The organism is Enterobacter sp. 22499, assembly GCF_052044815.1.
Lineage (GTDB): Bacteria > Pseudomonadota > Gammaproteobacteria > Enterobacterales > Enterobacteriaceae > Enterobacter > Enterobacter bugandensis.
This window is the reverse complement of sequence record NZ_JBQENR010000002.1, coordinates 693,963-709,357: the sequence shown is the minus strand read 5'-3', so window position 1 is coordinate 709,357 and position 15,395 is coordinate 693,963. Positions and strand designations below refer to the sequence as shown.

The window sequence follows — 15,395 nt, the reverse complement described above, 5'->3', positions numbered from 1 at the left end:
CCGATGGTAGTGTGGGGTCTCCCCATGTGAGAGTAGGGAACTGCCAGGCATCAATCAAGAAGAACCCCGTACCGTAAGGTGCGGGGTTTTTTGCTTTGTGCGCCGGAAAATACCGGGTGGCGGCACCGCCTGACCGTGCCTACAATTGTTAAAACGATTTTAACAATGGTGCCGCTTTGACACGTCCCTTTAATTACCAACAAGATTTTGCCAACATTAATTTCCGTGACCATGCAGAGCTGTATCAGGTGGGGCGGGGAGAGCAGGGTGTGCTCATGGTGGAACCTTACAAAAGCGAGATCCTTCCGCACTGGCGATACAAAGATGCTGAAGTTGCAGCGCGATCGGCAAAAGAAATTTACGCCCTGTTTGAAGAATATCGTCAGCAAAACGACTTTGTGGGTATGGATATGGCGCGTAAATTCATTCAGATGGGCTATACGCGCGCCAGGCGATACGCCAATCATAAAGGCGGTAAAAAGTACGATGAGAAGCGCCAGGTCAAACCGCTGGATTGCGATCCCGTAAAAGCCGAAGCCGCCGCGGTCTTCAAAAAGTGGTGGGATAAAATTCGTGCAGATGAAGATTATTTGCAGCGAAAAAAGGCGCATCAGCAGAAGTGGGGATAATTGCTACGTCCGCTAATAATTCGAGACCTGATCGAGTTCACAAAACGTAATGAAACATATTGGAAACATTTTATTTACCTAACGATTCGTTTTAAATCCGGTTTTACTGTTTGTGGGCAATGGCCCGCAATGTGAGACAGGGGATTTTAAAATGACAGAAACCGTAGCCAGTGCAGATACGGATAACACCAATTTGGCAGGTAAGGATACCCGTCGTCGGGTTTGGGCAATCGTTGGGGCCTCCTCGGGGAACCTCGTAGAGTGGTTTGACTTTTACGTCTATTCATTCTGTTCACTCTACTTTGCGCATATCTTTTTCCCGTCCGGGAATACCACCACTCAGCTTCTGCAAACCGCAGGCGTTTTTGCCGCCGGGTTCCTGATGCGCCCTATCGGTGGATGGCTGTTCGGCAGGATCGCAGACAGAAAAGGGCGCAAGACCTCCATGCTCATCTCCGTATGCATGATGTGCGTCGGCTCGCTGGTGATTGCCTGCCTGCCCGGATATGACACTATCGGAACATGGGCACCCGCGTTGCTGCTGCTGGCACGTCTGTTCCAGGGGGTGTCGGTCGGTGGGGAATACGGCACCAGTGCGACATACATGAGCGAAGTGGCGGTTGAAGGCCGAAAAGGTTTCTATGCATCATTCCAGTATGTGACCCTCATTGGCGGACAGCTGCTGGCGTTACTGGTTGTGGTGATCCTGCAACAAATCCTTAGCGATGAAGATTTGCACGCCTGGGGCTGGCGCATCCCGTTTGCTATGGGCGCTGCCCTGGCGGTTGTCGCCCTGTGGCTACGCCGTCAGCTTGATGAAACCTCTCAACAGGAGGTCAGGGCGCTGAAAGAGGCGGGCTCGATGAAGGGGCTCTGGCGAAACCGCAAAGCATTTTTGATGGTGTTAGGTTTTACCGCCGCGGGCTCGCTAAGTTTCTATACCTTTACCACCTACATGCAAAAATATCTGGTTAACACTACGGGCATGCATGCAAACGTTGCGAGCGTCGTCATGACGGTGGCGTTACTCGTCTTTATGCTTATCCAGCCGATTGTCGGCGCGCTGTCGGACAAAATAGGTCGCCGCACCTCCATGCTGATCTTTGGCGGCATGCTCACCCTGGGTACCGTTCCGCTTTTGACTGCGCTACAGCAGACAACGTCGCCGTATGCCGCTTTCGCGCTGATCATGGTGGCACTCATTATTATCAGTTTTTACACGGCAATCAGCGGCATTTTGAAAGCGGAAATGTTTCCCGCACAGGTGAGGGCGCTGGGTGTTGGCCTCTCTTATGCGGTAGCGAATGCCTTGTTTGGCGGTTCGGCAGAGTATGTCGCGCTATCGCTTAAGTCGTGGGGCAGTGAAACGACCTTCTTCTGGTATGTCACCGTAATGGGAGCGCTGGCGTTTATTGTCTCGCTGATGCTGCATCGCAAAGGAAAAGGTATCCGCCTTTAATAATGTGCCATCTGCCAGACGGCGTAGCCGGTTGTTGCGCCGGCGACATCCCAGGCGAAATCTTTCCAGCTCCAGCCGCTCCCTGAGGGGCGGCTATCCCATAGTTCTTTTGATGCCCCAAGGCCCACTGAGAACATCAACCCTATCGCCGCGCTACGGTCCCGACTGTATCCCTGATGCTGCGCGTACTCATTACCAGCTGCAGACAGCATAGCGGAAGCGAGGAAGTGTTGTGCTTTGTCCTGACCGGACCAGCTATCATTGGCCATATGACTGCAGCCAGTCAGAAAGAAAACGCTCAGTAACAGAGGAATACGCATCAACGGGCTCCATAAAAAAGCCCTGCGGGTAACAGGGCCTGGACATTACAGAATTCGGCTGATAAGTCGGTCAATACGGATACGACGCAAGCGGCGAATCAGCTTGCGAACTTTCACAGGATAATCGGCAATGCTCTGCAGCTCGCGGTAATGATTAACCACCGTGGTGTGCGTGCGAATCAACTCCAGTTCACGCTCACGCTGTGCGGCTAACTCATGCTGCGGGTCATGGATCAGGATCGCGTTTTCCAGATCCAGTCTCCACGCGCGCGGGTTCAGGTTGTTACCGGTCAGCAGCATCCACTCATCGTCGACCCACATACCTTTCAGATGGTAACTGTTGTCTTCATCTTTCCACAGACGCACAACCAGCTGGTCAGTGTTTACGTAATACTGTAAACGGCTCAGGAAGCGGCGCAGGTTAATTTCATAAAGATAAGGCAGCGCACCGATGATTTTGAACGGCTGATCTTCAGGAATGAAGAAGTCGTTCGCCGTTTTATCCCCAACGATAATTTCCACTTTTTTACCATCGCGCAGCAGCTGAATGATATTACGCACCAGTACGGCAGGAAGGTTAAAGTACGGCGTGCAGATGGTGAGCTTTTGCTCCGCGCACGGCATCAGATGGAAGATCGTTTTATTCAGCAGGCTTGATTTGCCAAGCCCAACCAGCGGGGTAACGGATAACTCTTCGTTGTTTGCGTCGCCCTGAAAATGGTAAACAGCATCGCGCAGCTCCTGGCGGAAGGCGCGAACATCGTTTTTGATTTCCGGGCTCTTAGGGCGCTCGGGATCGTCAAGGCGATTAACGCCACGGCCATTTACCAGGTTTTTATCAACCCAGTTAAACATGATATCGGCCATCTGAGGATTACGGATCAGATGGTAGCGGTCATAGCGATATTTATCGAGCTGATGAAGGTAGACATCATTGAGGCTTGCGCCGCTGTAAAGCACGCTGTCATCGATGATGAATCCTTTAAAATGAAGGACGCCGAGCGCTTCGCGGGTATTCACCGGGACGCCATAAACAGGTACATCGACGCCAGGATTTTCCTGCGCCGTGCGGCAATACCAGTCTGCATTGGTGTTTGAAGCGGCCGCGCCAATACGGCCACGCTGGGCGCGATGCCAGTCAACCAGCACGCGAACATCCAGTTCCGGACGCAGACGCTTGGCTTCATAGAGCGCGTTCAGGATCGCGCGCCCGCCTTCATCTTGTTCAAGATACAGGGCCACAATGCAAATGCGTCGCGTGGCACTGGCAATCTTTTCCAGAAGCGTCTCCCGAAAATGAGCGGGAGCGTAAAAGAACTCTACATCATCAACTGACTGAGAAATCTTCGGTAGTTGAGCAAGGTGTTGTTGATGTTTATTACGCTTAAATTTTGACAACATCACAGTGCGTTTCTTCTCTGTTCATTGAAGGGTTGTCTGTACCATGCAAACAACATAAGCGGACAATGATACCACCAGTCCCGTCCAAAGTGGGTAACATTTCCAGTAGCTTACTCGGGTTTGTCTGCCGGTGTCAGGCCGAGGGATAAGGCGACAATACCTTCGTCCAGCTGAATATCAACGTCAAATCCGAGTTTTCGCGCCAGGGTCACCATACCGCGATTGTTCGGCATAGTAATGCCATTCAGGCGTAACAATCCGTGATCTCGCGTATAACTGATGAGTTTTTCCAGCAGTCGTCTGCCCAGACCCAGGCCTTTAAGATCGGAGCGCACCAGCACAGCAAATTCCGCGTCAATGTTATCCGGATCGGAAATTGCGCGCGTCACGCCGAGGATCTCATCGCCCCGATCGGAACGTCGAACGGCGACAAACGCCATCTCTCGATCGTAGTCGATCTGGGTCATATTGGCTAAATCATCGTGGGTAAATTCGTTGATTTCGCTAAAGTAGCGATAATAGAGATCTTCTTTCGTAACCAGAGAAATAAAGGCACGCAGCTGCGGTTCATCTTCCGGCAGAATAGGGCGGAACAGGGCGCGTTCCCCATTCTTCATCTCGACCCACTCCTCCAGCTGCAGAGGATACGGACGGATCGCCAGGCGGCTCTCTCTGTCCCCTTCAAATGGCGCGATATCCAGCGTTACGTCCAGCGCCGTAAATTCAGTGCCGGAGGCGAGCAGCGGATGGATATCCAGCCGCTGGATCTCCGCACAATCTACGACCAGGTTAGACACCTGCACCAGGAACTGACTTAACCCGGCAATATCGAGCGGACGCAGGGCGCTGCGGCCCCGGATCTTTTTGCTTTTAATCGCCTGAATGATCAGATAGCGCGCCAGATTCATGTTCAGCGGCGGTAGCGCCACCGCGGCCTGTTCCTCTGGACGCCACTCAACGCCGCCTTCCCCCAACATAATGAGCGGGCCGAAGACAGGATCGTGTTCAACCACCACCCGCAGTTCCTGGGCGCCCGCGCGGTTAGCCATGCTTTGCACCAGCAGTCCGTGGATCCGAGCCTGCGGCCAGGCCATTTTGACGCGATCGAAAATGGCATCAGCTGCCTGCTGCACCTCCGTTGGCGTACGCAGGTACAACATGACCCCCTGAACGTCCGACTTATGCGGGATATCGGGGGAACGAAGCTTCAGGGCGACCGGGTAGCCAATCTGTTCGGCTATATGTACGGCCTCAGCGCTGTCGCTGGCGATCCAGGTTGGCAGAGTTTGCATCCCGTAGCTGCCCAGTATGGGCTGCACTTCATGCGTATCAAGCGAGGTCGCGCCTTCTTCAATGGCCTGCTGTAACAGCCGATGAACGTCGACGGTGTTCGCCGTCAGGTTTCCGGGCAAAGCCGGTGTCTCACGCAGCTGTTTCTGGTTGCGGCGATATTCCACCATATGCATAAATGCCGTGATGGTGCCTTCCGGCGTGCGGTAGGTTGGCAGTCCGGCTTCACTGAACAAGCGTCGCGCCTCCTGAGAGGAAAACTCACCGCACCAGTTGGTCAGCAGGGTGACATATTTGCCGCGCGGATGATTTCGTACCGCCTCAATCAGCGCCCGCGCGCTTTCACTGCCCGGCGCGGCCGCGCTGGGGGAGTGGATAATCATTAGCGCATCGAAATCCTGGCTGTCCAGCAATATGGAGATTGCTCTGATATAGCGATCGCTGCTGGCATCATCGCGCAAATCAAGCGGATTGCCGGGCGTCACGCTTGCCGGAAGCGCCTCTCTGAGGCGTTGCAGCGTCTCTTCACCCAGCGTGGCCAGCTTGCCGTTACGCAGCCAAAGCTCATCCAGCGCCAGCGCGGCAGGGGCCGCGCCATTGCTGACAATCATTAACTTCTCGCCGCGCAGCGGACGCATGTGGCTCAACGTCTCAACGGCGGAAAAAAGCTCGTGTGTATCCTGCACCCGCAGCAACCCCGCGCGCTGAATGGCAGCATCCCAGGCCGGATCCATACCGGAATGAGACTGCAGCAGACGCTGCGCCGCAGGGCTGCGACCGCTTTTGATAACGAGGATCGGTTTATTGCGCGATGCGCTACGCGAAGCGGAAACAAAACGACGGGCGTCGCTCAGGTGCTCAAGATAAAGGAGGATTGCGCTGGTTTTGCTGTCTCGCGCCAGGAAATCCAGCAGTTCGTCAACGTCAATATCCAGGCTGTCGCCCAGAGCAATGAAGTAGGAGAATCCCATTTCACGCTGCTGCGCCCAGTCAAGGATGGTGTTTGAGACCGCAGCCGACTGCGAGATAAACGCCAGCTTGCCTTTACGGATCGGCACCGGGGAGAAGCTGGCGTTCAGCCCCTGCCAGGGCGCGAGCAGACCCAGGCTGTTCGGCCCGAGAATGCGCATCTGATAGCGGCTGGCGCAGGCCAGCAGTTCGGGCTGCTGTTCAGGCGGAGACGAGAGAATAATGCAGGTTTTACACCCTTTCTTGCCGAGTGACTCCAGCAGTTCCGGATTGCGTTTGGCGTTTGTACACAGAACGGCGAGATCCGGTACGAAAGGCAGGCTCTCCACGTCCGGCCAGGCAAGCACGCCCTGAACGGCCTTATAAGACGGCGTGACGGGCATAACGGGACCGTTAAATCCTCCGGCCAGAAGGTTGCGCATCATCAGATAGCCTGCACGATCCGGTTTCATTGATGCGCCGATGACGGCAATGGATTTAGGACGGAGTAGCGCTTCTAACCCTCTCTGGCTCATGCAGGCCTCCTGTGAATGCAAGCGACCTGATGATTTTAAACGCTTTCTGTCTCCGTTGCTGTGATGCTGCCCTTATGAACGGTTTTTCCCGCCAGATAGCGCTCCCGGAAGCATGAGAAATGGTTGCCCAGGGTGCCAGCTGCAGCGGTATCTCCTGCTAAATCCAGTAGCGCAATGGCTACTTCGGCAGTGCAGTATTGCCCGTCAGCATGCGCTTCGCGCAGGCGGTAGGCCGAGACGCGGGAAAGATCGACAGAAATAACCGGCAGATCGTCGAGGTAAGGACTTTTGCGAAACATTTTCCGCGCTTCGGTCCAGGTACCGTCCAGCATAATAAACAGCGGTGGTTTCCCTGATGGCGGCGCGGTAAGGACCTGACGCTGTTCTCCCGCATAAGATGCCGGGAAAACCACCATCGGCTGGTAGTCCGGGCTTGCCACCAGGTCGAGCAGAGCCTGAGGTGGCTCAGTGCGCGACCACTGAAACGCGGTGGTATCCGGCAGAATATCGGCAATAAGACGCCCCGTATTACTGGGCTTCATCGGCTCGGTATCGAACATGACCAGACAAAAGCGGCTCTCCGCAGTACTTGGGGCCAGCGTCTCGCACAGACACACCTTCAGCGGCAGCAGGCAGCGCTGACAGCGACGTATACGATTGCCACGAGCAAGAAAGGGGCGAGTCGCGCGCGCAAGGCGTTCGGCGCGTAATTTAAGGACAGCGTTATCAGTCATGGGCGAAATGGAGGAAAAACCCTATTTTCGCAGAGGCGGGAACGGGGCACAAGGTGTGCCCCGGGAATGTTACAGCGATTCGTTTAACCAGCTATCAAAAGGTGCTTTTGGAACCGCACCATTAAGCATATCGATCACTTCACCATTTTTGAAAATCATGATGGTCGGGATACTGCGAATACGAAAACGTGCGCTTAGCTCGCGTTCGGCCTCGGTATTAACCTTAACGAACCGCATTTTTCCGCTGCGCTCTTCGGCCACATCTTCGAAGATTGGCGCGAAGCTGCGGCACGGACCGCACCATGGCGCCCAGAAATCGACCACTACCGGGAGATCGTCCTTGAGGAGTTTGTCCAGCGTAGCACCCGTCGCGTTAATGACATCGCCATCAAACAATTCATGGCCACAACGTCCGCATTTCGCACCGTCATCCATCCGATCGTCCGGAATGCGGTTTAAAGCCTGACAGTTGGCACATACGGTATTCATAACTAACCTCTGATAGAGCCGTGGGACAGCGGCAGAACGCCGATAATGTTTCTGATATGTTACATATTATCAGTGAGCCTGTATGAAACGACAATGTGTTTTATTCAATGGGAACAATAGTCACAGGCTTTTGTACGAAATTATGGCTATGCGCTGGCACATCGGGTAATCTGCGCGCTTCGCGCAGCGCTGGTGGAGAAAAGCATGAACGACGAAATGAAAAACAAAAGCGGCAAGGTCAAAGTGATGTATGTCCGCAGTGATGATGACTCTGATAAACGCACCCAAAATCCGCGTACCGGAAAAGGTGGCGGGCGTCCAGCGTCCTCTCGTGCAGACGGTGGCCGTCGCCCCGCCCGCGATGACAGAAATAACCGCGGTGATGACCGCAAACGTGATGACCGCAAGCGTGACGATCGCAAGCGCGATGACCGTCCGCGTGATGACTTCTCACGTGATAACGCCTCTCCGTGGCGCACCGTTTCTCGCGCCCCTGGCGATGAGACGCCGGAGAAAGCCGATCACGGCGGTATCAGCGGTAAAAGCTTTATCGACCCGGAAGTGCTGCGTCGTCAGCGCGCGGAAGAGACCCGCGTGTATGGCGAGAACGCCTGCCAGGCGCTGTTCCAGAGCCGTCCTGAGTGTATCGTCCGCGCCTGGTTCATCCAGAGCGTAACCCCGCGCTTTAAAGAAGCGCTGCGCTGGATGGCGGCGAACCGTAAAGCCTACCACGTGGTGGATGATGCCGAGCTGACCAAAGCATCCGGTACCGAACATCACGGCGGCGTCTGCTTCCTGATCAAAAAACGTAACGGTACGACCGTTCAGCAGTGGGTCAGCCAGGCGGATGCCGATGACTGCGTGCTGGCGCTGGAAGACGTGGGCAACCCGCATAACCTGGGCGCAATGATGCGCAGCTGCGCGCACTTTGGCGTAAAAGGCGTGCTGCTGCAGGATGCCGCGCTGCTGGAATCCGGCGCCGCGATCCGTACTGCGGAAGGCGGAGCCGAGCACGTTCAGCCGATCACCGGCGACAGCGTTCTGGATGCCCTCGAGCAGTTCCGTAAAGCGGGCTATTCCATCGTGACCACATCCAGCCATGCCGGTACGCCGCTGTTTAAAGCGACGCTGCCGCGCAAGATGGTGCTGGTGTTGGGTCAGGAACGCAATGGTCTGTCTGATGCGGCGCTCTCCAGTTCGGATCTGAGCGTCTCCATCGACGGGACGGGCAATGTGGAAAGTCTGAACGTATCCGTTGCGACCGGCGTGCTGCTGGCCGAGTGGTGGCGTCAGAATAAGGCATAAGCCTCTTCATGTGCCGGGTTATACCCGGCACATTCAAACCCTACTCGCTCTCTGCCGGTAACACAGGCATCCAGTCAATTGGCGTTTCGCCACGTTTTTCCAGCCATTCGTTTGCCAGAACAAAATGATTACTGCCAAAGAAACCGCGATGGGCAGACAGCGGTGACGGGTGCGGTGCCTTCAACACGTGATGACGCTGACGATCGATAATTGCCCCTTTCTTCTGCGCGTGAGAACCCCAGAGTAAAAATACGACCCCTTCACGATGCTCGTTGATAAGGCTGATGACTTTATCGGTAAAGGTCTCCCACCCAAGGCTGGCGTGCGAGTGCGCCTGGCCCGCCCGTACGGTGAGCACCGTGTTCAATAACAGCACACCCTGGCGCGCCCAGCTTTCCAGATAACCGTGATTGGGGCGGGTAAACCCGGGCACGGTTCCCTCAAGCTCTTTATACATGTTGAGCAGAGAAGGGGGGATCGCCACGCCTGGGCGTACGGAAAATGCCAGCCCGTGCGCCTGCCCAGGGCCGTGATAGGGATCCTGGCCCAGAATGACGACTTTCACATCGCTCAACTCGGTATAGCGAAACGCGTTGAATACATCTTTTTGCGGCGGATAAATCGTTTGCCCGGACTGACGCTCAGCGGCAACGGTACTGAGCGTATTTATAAAATAAGGCTGCTGCTTTTCTTCTGCCAGCACGTCATGCCAGGTTAAAGGTGTCGTCATGTCGCTCTCCTGCGAATCTCAATCTGTCACTAGCTTACCTGTTTAACGCTTATGAGCAAAATTACGCGCTGAAATGCGTGCTAAGTCGTTAAATTTATTTTGAAATGATGCAGGTTAAGTTGAGTTGGTAGCAGTATTAAATTGATCTAAAACAATAAATTCAAACCACACTCTTTATGTGGTTGGTGTTTTTGTTGATTTAAATCAATAAATCACCGTGGTGTGAATGATATATATACACACAAGAAACAATGGTTTTACCAATTGGCCGCGTAAGGCCAGCATCAGTTAATGTAGCCTAAGGGAGGCAACACATGATTACAGGTATCCAGATTACCAAAGCGGCAAATGACGATCTGCTCAACTCTTTCTGGCTGCTGGACAGCGAGAAAAATGAAGCGCGCTGTGTGGTTGCGAAAGCGGGTTTTGCTGAAGATGAAATCGTACCGGTGAATAAACTGGGCGAAATCGAATACCGTGAAATCCCAATGGAAGTGCAGCCGGAAGTGCGCGTTGAAGGGGGTCAGCACCTGAACGTTAACGTGCTGCGCCGCGAAACGCTGATGGATGCCGTTGAGCACCCGGAAAAATACCCACAGCTGACTATCCGCGTGTCTGGTTATGCGGTTCGCTTTAACTCACTGACTCCAGAACAGCAGCGCGACGTTATCGCCCGTACCTTTACTGAAAGCCTGTAAGGCTTCAGCCACGGGGGGGAACAAAAAAGCCGGGGATTACCCCGGCTTTTTCTTACTCTTCAGTCTTCGTTTCCTGCGCGGCAGCGCTTGGCTTACGACGCTTACCAATGTTTTTGGTATCGCGGTGGCGCTGCTTCACGCGCGGCTTCTCTTTTTCTTTCTCTTTTCTCTCAGCACGTTTCGCGAGCGCTTTCTTGGACGGTTTACCCGTCATTTTTTCACTCGGCGCACGTGTGGTTGGGCGCAAGCCATCAATAACGCGCGCTTTCAGCGGCTCGTCAACATAGCGGCCAATTTTCTGCAGCAGCAGGTAGTCATGCGCTTCAACCAGTGAAATTGCAATCCCTTTGCGGCCCGCGCGACCGGTACGGCCAATGCGGTGCAGGTAAGTATCTCCGCTGCGCGGCATATCGAAGTTAATGACGTGGCTCACGTCAGGGATGTCGATCCCGCGGGCGGCAACGTCTGTTGCGACCAGCACGTTAACGCGGCCATCGGTCAGGCGCTTAATGCCTTCGGTACGCTTGATCTGCGCCATCTCACCTTCAAGATAGCAGTTGTTGATCCCGGCGTTGCGCAGCATTTCAGCCAGCTCGTGCACGCGCTCGCGCTTACGCACAAACACGATAGTGCGGGTGGCGTCTTCCTGCGTCAGCAGGTGCTTGAGCAGCTCAACCTTATGCTCAAGGTTGTCCGCACGGTAATACCACTGGTGGATCTTTTTACGCTCTCGCGTGGATGGCGTCGCAGAGACTTCCACCGGATCTTCCAGCAGACGCTCTGCGAAGTCTTTAATCGCATCCCCTTCAAGGGTGGCAGAGAACAGCATCGTCTGGTTACGCCAGCGCGTTTCACCTGCAATATGCTCGATATCCTGCGCAAAGCCCATGTCCAGCATGCGGTCCGCTTCGTCGAGGATCAGCGTTTCTACCGCGCGGCAGTCGAAGTTCTCTTCTTTAATATACTGCAGCAGGCGGCCCGTCGTCGCGACGACGATGTCCTGGTTTTCGCTGAACACTTCGGCGTGGTTCATATACGCAACGCCGCCGGTGATGGTGGCGATATCCAGATGCGTATTCGCCGCGAGTTCACGCGCGTGATCGGCAACCTGCATGGCCAGCTCGCGCGTAGGCGTCAGGATCAAAATACGCGGCGGGCCAGATTTTTTACGTGGAAAGTCGAGCAGGTGCTGCAACACAGGCAGCAAATAGGCTGCTGTCTTCCCCGTGCCGGTTGGCGCAGAACCGAGCACATCGCGGCCCTCAAGCGCAGGCGGAATGGCCGCTGCCTGAATGGCGGTCGGGCGTGTAAAGCCTTTGCTCTCAAGAGCATTGAGCAGGCTTTCATCGAGTTCAAGTTCGGAAAAAGTCGTTACAGTCATGTTCTACCTCTGTGTGGGGCGCTGATTATAGACGTTACGGCTGTAATCTTCATCTGTTTGTATGGATATCGCTTTGCGGCCACTTCGCTTTCCCCTATGCTACTCCAGTTTCACTTAGAAGGTTGCCCTGACATGTCTCAACTCAAAGCGCAGCTGCGCCGCGATGGTTTTACGTTTAAACAATTTTTTGTCGCTCACGATCGCTGTGCCATGAAAGTCGGTACAGACGGCATTTTACTGGGAGCATGGGCACCTGTCGCAGGTGTTAAGCGTATTCTTGATATCGGTACCGGCAGCGGGCTGGTGGCCTTGATGCTGGCGCAGCGTACTGAAGAGCATGTCACTATTGATGCCGTGGAGCTGGATGCGCAGGCCGCAGGGCAGGCGGGTGAAAACGCGGCCGAGTCCCCCTGGGCTGACCGGATAACCGTTAAGTGCGCGGACGTGCTGGCCTGGGCGCCAGAGCAGACGGCGCGTTACGATCTTATCGTCAGCAACCCCCCTTACTACGAGCCCGGCGTGGAGTGCGGTACACCGGAGCGTGAACAGGCGCGCTATACCGGTTCACTCGATCACAAAGCGCTGCTCGTCAACGCGGCTGAACTTATCTCAGAAGAGGGCTTTTTCTGCGTGGTGCTGCCAGAAAGTACGGGCAACACGTTTATCGCTACCGCGCAGGAGATAGGCTGGACGTTACGTTTGCGAACTGACATCTCTGATACGGAAGGCCGATTGCCGCACCGCGTGCTGCTGGCGCTTTCGCCAAAAGAGGGGGAGTGTTTTAATGACCGTATGGTGATCCGTGGGCCAGACCAGCGTTATTCCGAAGATTACACGGCTCTGACCCAGGCGTTTTATTTGTTTATGTAAACCTGCGGGGCGAGTATCGACGGGCCGGACTCAGCAAGCCGATCCGGGTAGTCGAGTGTGTAGTGCAAACCGCGGCTCTCTTTACGCATCATCGCGCAGCGAACAATCAGCTCGGCAACCTGCACCAGATTGCGCAGCTCCAGCAGATTATTGGAGACGCGGAAATGGGCATAATATTCATCAATTTCCTGCTGCAGCATCGTAATGCGGCGCAACGCGCGTTCCAGACGTTTCGTGGTGCGCACAATCCCAACGTAGTCCCACATAAACAACCGTAGCTCGTGCCAGTTGTGCTGGATCACCACCAGCTCGTCCGGGTTCTCCACGCGGCTTTCATCCCAGGCCGGTAAACGCTCTGTTTCACGGGCGTAAGGCATGCGCTTCGTGATGTCCTCCGCCGCTGACCAGCCGTACACCAGACATTCAAGCAGCGAGTTAGACGCCATACGGTTCGCGCCGTGTAGCCCGGTATAGCTGACCTCACCAATAGCATACAGACCGTCTACATCAGTGCGTCCGTGATCGTCAACCATCACGCCACCGCAGGTATAGTGGGCGGCTGGCACAATGGGCACCGGATCGCGTGTTAAATCAATGCCAAGATTGAGCAGCTTTTCGTAAATCATCGGGAAGTGCTGGCGAATGAATTCTGCCGGCTTATGGCTGATATCGAGATACATGCAGTCCACGCCAAGGCGCTTCATTTCGTGGTCGATGGCGCGGGCAACAATATCACGCGGCGCCAGTTCACCGCGGGCGTCAAAGTCCGGCATAAAGCGGGTACCGTCAGGGCGTTTCAGATAAGCCCCTTCGCCGCGCAGGGCTTCCGTCAGCAGGAAATTTCGCGCCTGAGGGTGGAACAAGGCGGTGGGGTGAAACTGATTAAATTCGAGATTCGCCACGCGGCAGCCGGCGCGCCAGGCCATAGCGATACCGTCCCCGGAAGCGATATCCGGATTCGTGGTGTACTGATACACCTTAGAGGCGCCACCTGTAGCCAACACCACAGCCTTCGCCTGACAGGTTTCCACCTTCTCTTTATTACGGTTCCAGACCCACGCTCCCACCACGCGACGCGTGCCGGGCAGGCCTATCTTGTCGGAAATGATCAGATCAACCGCGTTACTCCGCTCAAGGACCCGGATGTTAGGATGGTTCAGCGCTTTGCTGACCAGCGTGGTTTCCACTTCTTTTCCGGTAGCATCCGCGGCGTGCAGGATGCGGCGGTGGCTATGGCCGCCTTCACGCGTTAAGTGGTAGCTCTCTTCACCGTTGGGCTGAACCTGAGTATCGAATAAAACACCCTGATCGATAAGCCACTGAACGCAATGGCGGGCATTGCTGGCCACAAACTCTGCCGCGTGTGCATCCACGATCCCGGCCCCGGCAATCAGCGTATCTTCCACATGTGATGCAATGCTGTCGGTCTCGTCAAATACCGCGGCAATGCCGCCCTGAGCATAAAATGTGGAGCCTTCACTTATCGGGCCTTTGCTCAGAACGATAACGTTCTGATGTTCAGCCAGACGCAGCGCCAGAGAGAGACCGGCAGCGCCGCTGCCGATGATCAATACATCACAATGAAGTTCAGGTGTTGTGTTCATGATTGTTGTTTAATTTACTAAACAGTGTTGGGGCAGAATAGCACCTGAATGCGAGATATCGCACGTTTTTTTTAATAGAAGTTGCAATGACTAAACGCAGTGGCAGGGGTAAACGAAGGGTAAATAAATGAAATTATTTTGCGAAGCAGATCGTTAGCGTCAGATTTTGTGGTGAAATAAAGCCTGTGTTGCGTTACTCTTCTGGCGGGAAAAAGATGTTTCTTGTCAGAAAGTGGTGCGTATCGTGAACAGACTTATAATGAGAGAAAATGAACGGTCTGCGGCGCGATGAACAAAAACAAAGGCGTTACGGAACTTATTGAAGATCAGACACTCTAAGCTGGTGCTTGCTCAAAGTGCGGTAGTTATAGAGTGGCGTTTCGATAACGCGTGGAATTTAGGTTTGGGGAGACATTACCTCGGATGAGCGAGCAGTTAACGGACCAGGTCCTGGTTGAACGGGTCCAGAAGGGAGATCAGAAAGCCTTTAACCTACTGGTGGTACGCTACCAGCATAAGGTGGCGAGTCTGGTTTCCCGCTATGTACCGTCAGGTGATGTACCTGATGTGGTGCAAGAGTCTTTTATTAAGGCCTATCGCGCGCTGGAATCTTTCCGGGGAGATAGTGCTTTTTATACCTGGCTGTACCGTATTGCTGTCAATACGGCAAAGAATTACCTGGTTGCTCAGGGTCGTCGTCCGCCGTCCAGTGATGTAGACGCTATCGACGCCGAAAACTTCGAAAGTGGCGGTGCGCTGAAAGAAATTTCGAACCCTGAGAACTTAATGTTGTCAGAAGAACTGAGACAAATTGTTTTTCGCACGATCGAGTCACTCCCGGAAGATTTACGCATGGCAATTACGTTACGGGAGCTTGATGGTCTGAGCTATGAAGAGATAGCCGCTATCATGGATTGTCCGGTCGGCACGGTTCGTTCACGAATTTTCCGTGCGCGAGAAGCTATTGATAATAAAGTTCAACCGCTTATCAGGCGTTGACG

General features: G+C 54.5%; 15 protein-coding genes. 7 read left to right on the top strand and 8 right to left on the bottom strand.

What is annotated here, in order from left to right; translation table 11 throughout:
• The first annotated feature begins 176 nt into the window (after nucleotides 1-176).
• Both ACTJI7_RS11180 and ACTJI7_RS11175 read left to right on the top strand, forming a co-directional pair.
• Complete coding sequence (locus ACTJI7_RS11180) at nucleotides 177-629, top strand: DUF4385 domain-containing protein (protein WP_045260159.1); 453 nt, start codon at nucleotides 177-179, stop codon at nucleotides 627-629.
• A 151-nt stretch (nucleotides 630-780) separates the two neighbouring features.
• On the top strand, nucleotides 781-2,088 hold the full coding sequence (locus tag ACTJI7_RS11175; RefSeq protein ID WP_440670063.1) for an MFS transporter: 1,308 nt from the start codon (nucleotides 781-783) through the stop codon (nucleotides 2,086-2,088).
• Here ACTJI7_RS11175 and ACTJI7_RS11170 read toward each other — a convergent pair.
• The 5 genes from ACTJI7_RS11170 to trxC form a co-directional block, all read right to left on the bottom strand.
• Nucleotides 2,085-2,408 (bottom strand): YfiM family lipoprotein, encoded by a 324-nt coding sequence (locus tag ACTJI7_RS11170; RefSeq protein ID WP_048960039.1) that lies wholly within the window; start codon nucleotides 2,406-2,408, stop codon nucleotides 2,085-2,087. The two genes, ACTJI7_RS11175 and ACTJI7_RS11170, sit on opposite strands and share 4 nt — an antisense overlap.
• Before the next feature lie 45 nt (nucleotides 2,409-2,453).
• Nucleotides 2,454-3,809, bottom strand: a complete 1,356-nt coding sequence (pssA, locus tag ACTJI7_RS11165; RefSeq protein ID WP_063155421.1) for a CDP-diacylglycerol--serine O-phosphatidyltransferase — start codon at nucleotides 3,807-3,809, stop codon at nucleotides 2,454-2,456.
• 110 nt (nucleotides 3,810-3,919) lie between these two features.
• Nucleotides 3,920-6,583 carry a bifunctional acetate--CoA ligase family protein/GNAT family N-acetyltransferase gene (locus tag ACTJI7_RS11160; RefSeq protein WP_440670065.1) on the bottom strand — a complete coding sequence of 888 codons (2,664 nt, stop codon included), beginning with the start codon at nucleotides 6,581-6,583 and terminating at the stop codon, nucleotides 3,920-3,922.
• A 35-nt stretch (nucleotides 6,584-6,618) separates the two neighbouring features.
• The gene (gene tapT / locus ACTJI7_RS11155; RefSeq protein ID WP_440670067.1) at nucleotides 6,619-7,317 is read right to left on the bottom strand and encodes a tRNA-uridine aminocarboxypropyltransferase; all 699 of its coding nucleotides are present in this window, start codon (nucleotides 7,315-7,317) and stop codon (nucleotides 6,619-6,621) included.
• A gap of 69 nt (nucleotides 7,318-7,386) precedes the next feature.
• A complete protein-coding gene (gene trxC, locus ACTJI7_RS11150; protein WP_028014108.1) occupies nucleotides 7,387-7,806 on the bottom strand; it encodes a thioredoxin TrxC in 420 nt (139 codons plus the stop codon).
• 204 nt (nucleotides 7,807-8,010) lie between these two features.
• Here trxC and ACTJI7_RS11145 point away from each other — a divergent pair, with 204 nt between their 5' ends.
• Complete coding sequence (locus ACTJI7_RS11145; protein ID WP_252015958.1) at nucleotides 8,011-9,111, top strand: tRNA/rRNA methyltransferase; 1,101 nt, start codon at nucleotides 8,011-8,013, stop codon at nucleotides 9,109-9,111.
• Between the two features lie 40 nt (nucleotides 9,112-9,151).
• Here ACTJI7_RS11145 and ung read toward each other — a convergent pair whose 3' ends face one another.
• Nucleotides 9,152-9,841 carry a uracil-DNA glycosylase gene (gene ung / locus ACTJI7_RS11140; protein ID WP_023333064.1) on the bottom strand — a complete coding sequence of 230 codons (690 nt, stop codon included), beginning with the start codon at nucleotides 9,839-9,841 and terminating at the stop codon, nucleotides 9,152-9,154.
• Nucleotides 9,842-10,155: 314 nt separating this feature from the next.
• Between ung and grcA the strand changes: the two genes are divergently transcribed.
• On the top strand, nucleotides 10,156-10,539 hold the full coding sequence (gene grcA / locus ACTJI7_RS11135; protein WP_006176733.1) for an autonomous glycyl radical cofactor GrcA: 384 nt from the start codon (nucleotides 10,156-10,158) through the stop codon (nucleotides 10,537-10,539).
• Nucleotides 10,540-10,591: 52 nt separating this feature from the next.
• Here the strand turns inward: grcA and srmB are convergent, their stop codons facing one another.
• Complete coding sequence (srmB, locus tag ACTJI7_RS11130; protein WP_047368112.1) at nucleotides 10,592-11,920, bottom strand: ATP-dependent RNA helicase SrmB; 1,329 nt, start codon at nucleotides 11,918-11,920, stop codon at nucleotides 10,592-10,594.
• 132 nt (nucleotides 11,921-12,052) lie between these two features.
• On the opposite strand from srmB, the gene trmN reads away from it, so the two are divergent.
• Complete coding sequence (trmN, locus tag ACTJI7_RS11125; RefSeq protein ID WP_028014104.1) at nucleotides 12,053-12,790, top strand: tRNA(1)(Val) (adenine(37)-N(6))-methyltransferase TrmN; 738 nt, start codon at nucleotides 12,053-12,055, stop codon at nucleotides 12,788-12,790.
• Here trmN and nadB read toward each other — a convergent pair.
• Nucleotides 12,775-14,394, bottom strand: a complete 1,620-nt coding sequence (nadB, locus tag ACTJI7_RS11120) for an L-aspartate oxidase (RefSeq protein WP_045630975.1) — start codon at nucleotides 14,392-14,394, stop codon at nucleotides 12,775-12,777. The genes trmN and nadB overlap by 16 nt on opposite strands.
• Before the next feature lie 343 nt (nucleotides 14,395-14,737).
• Here nadB and rseD point away from each other — a divergent pair, with 343 nt between their 5' ends.
• Together rseD and rpoE are read left to right on the top strand one after the other, a co-directional pair.
• Nucleotides 14,738-14,821 carry a rpoE leader peptide RseD gene (rseD, locus tag ACTJI7_RS11115; RefSeq protein ID WP_231940818.1) on the top strand — a complete coding sequence of 28 codons (84 nt, stop codon included), beginning with the start codon at nucleotides 14,738-14,740 and terminating at the stop codon, nucleotides 14,819-14,821.
• Nucleotides 14,818-15,393 carry an RNA polymerase sigma factor RpoE gene (gene rpoE, locus ACTJI7_RS11110; RefSeq protein ID WP_028014102.1) on the top strand — a complete coding sequence of 192 codons (576 nt, stop codon included), beginning with the start codon at nucleotides 14,818-14,820 and terminating at the stop codon, nucleotides 15,391-15,393. Before rseD ends, rpoE begins: the two co-directional genes overlap by 4 nt.
• Nucleotides 15,394-15,395: the final 2 nt, after the last annotated feature.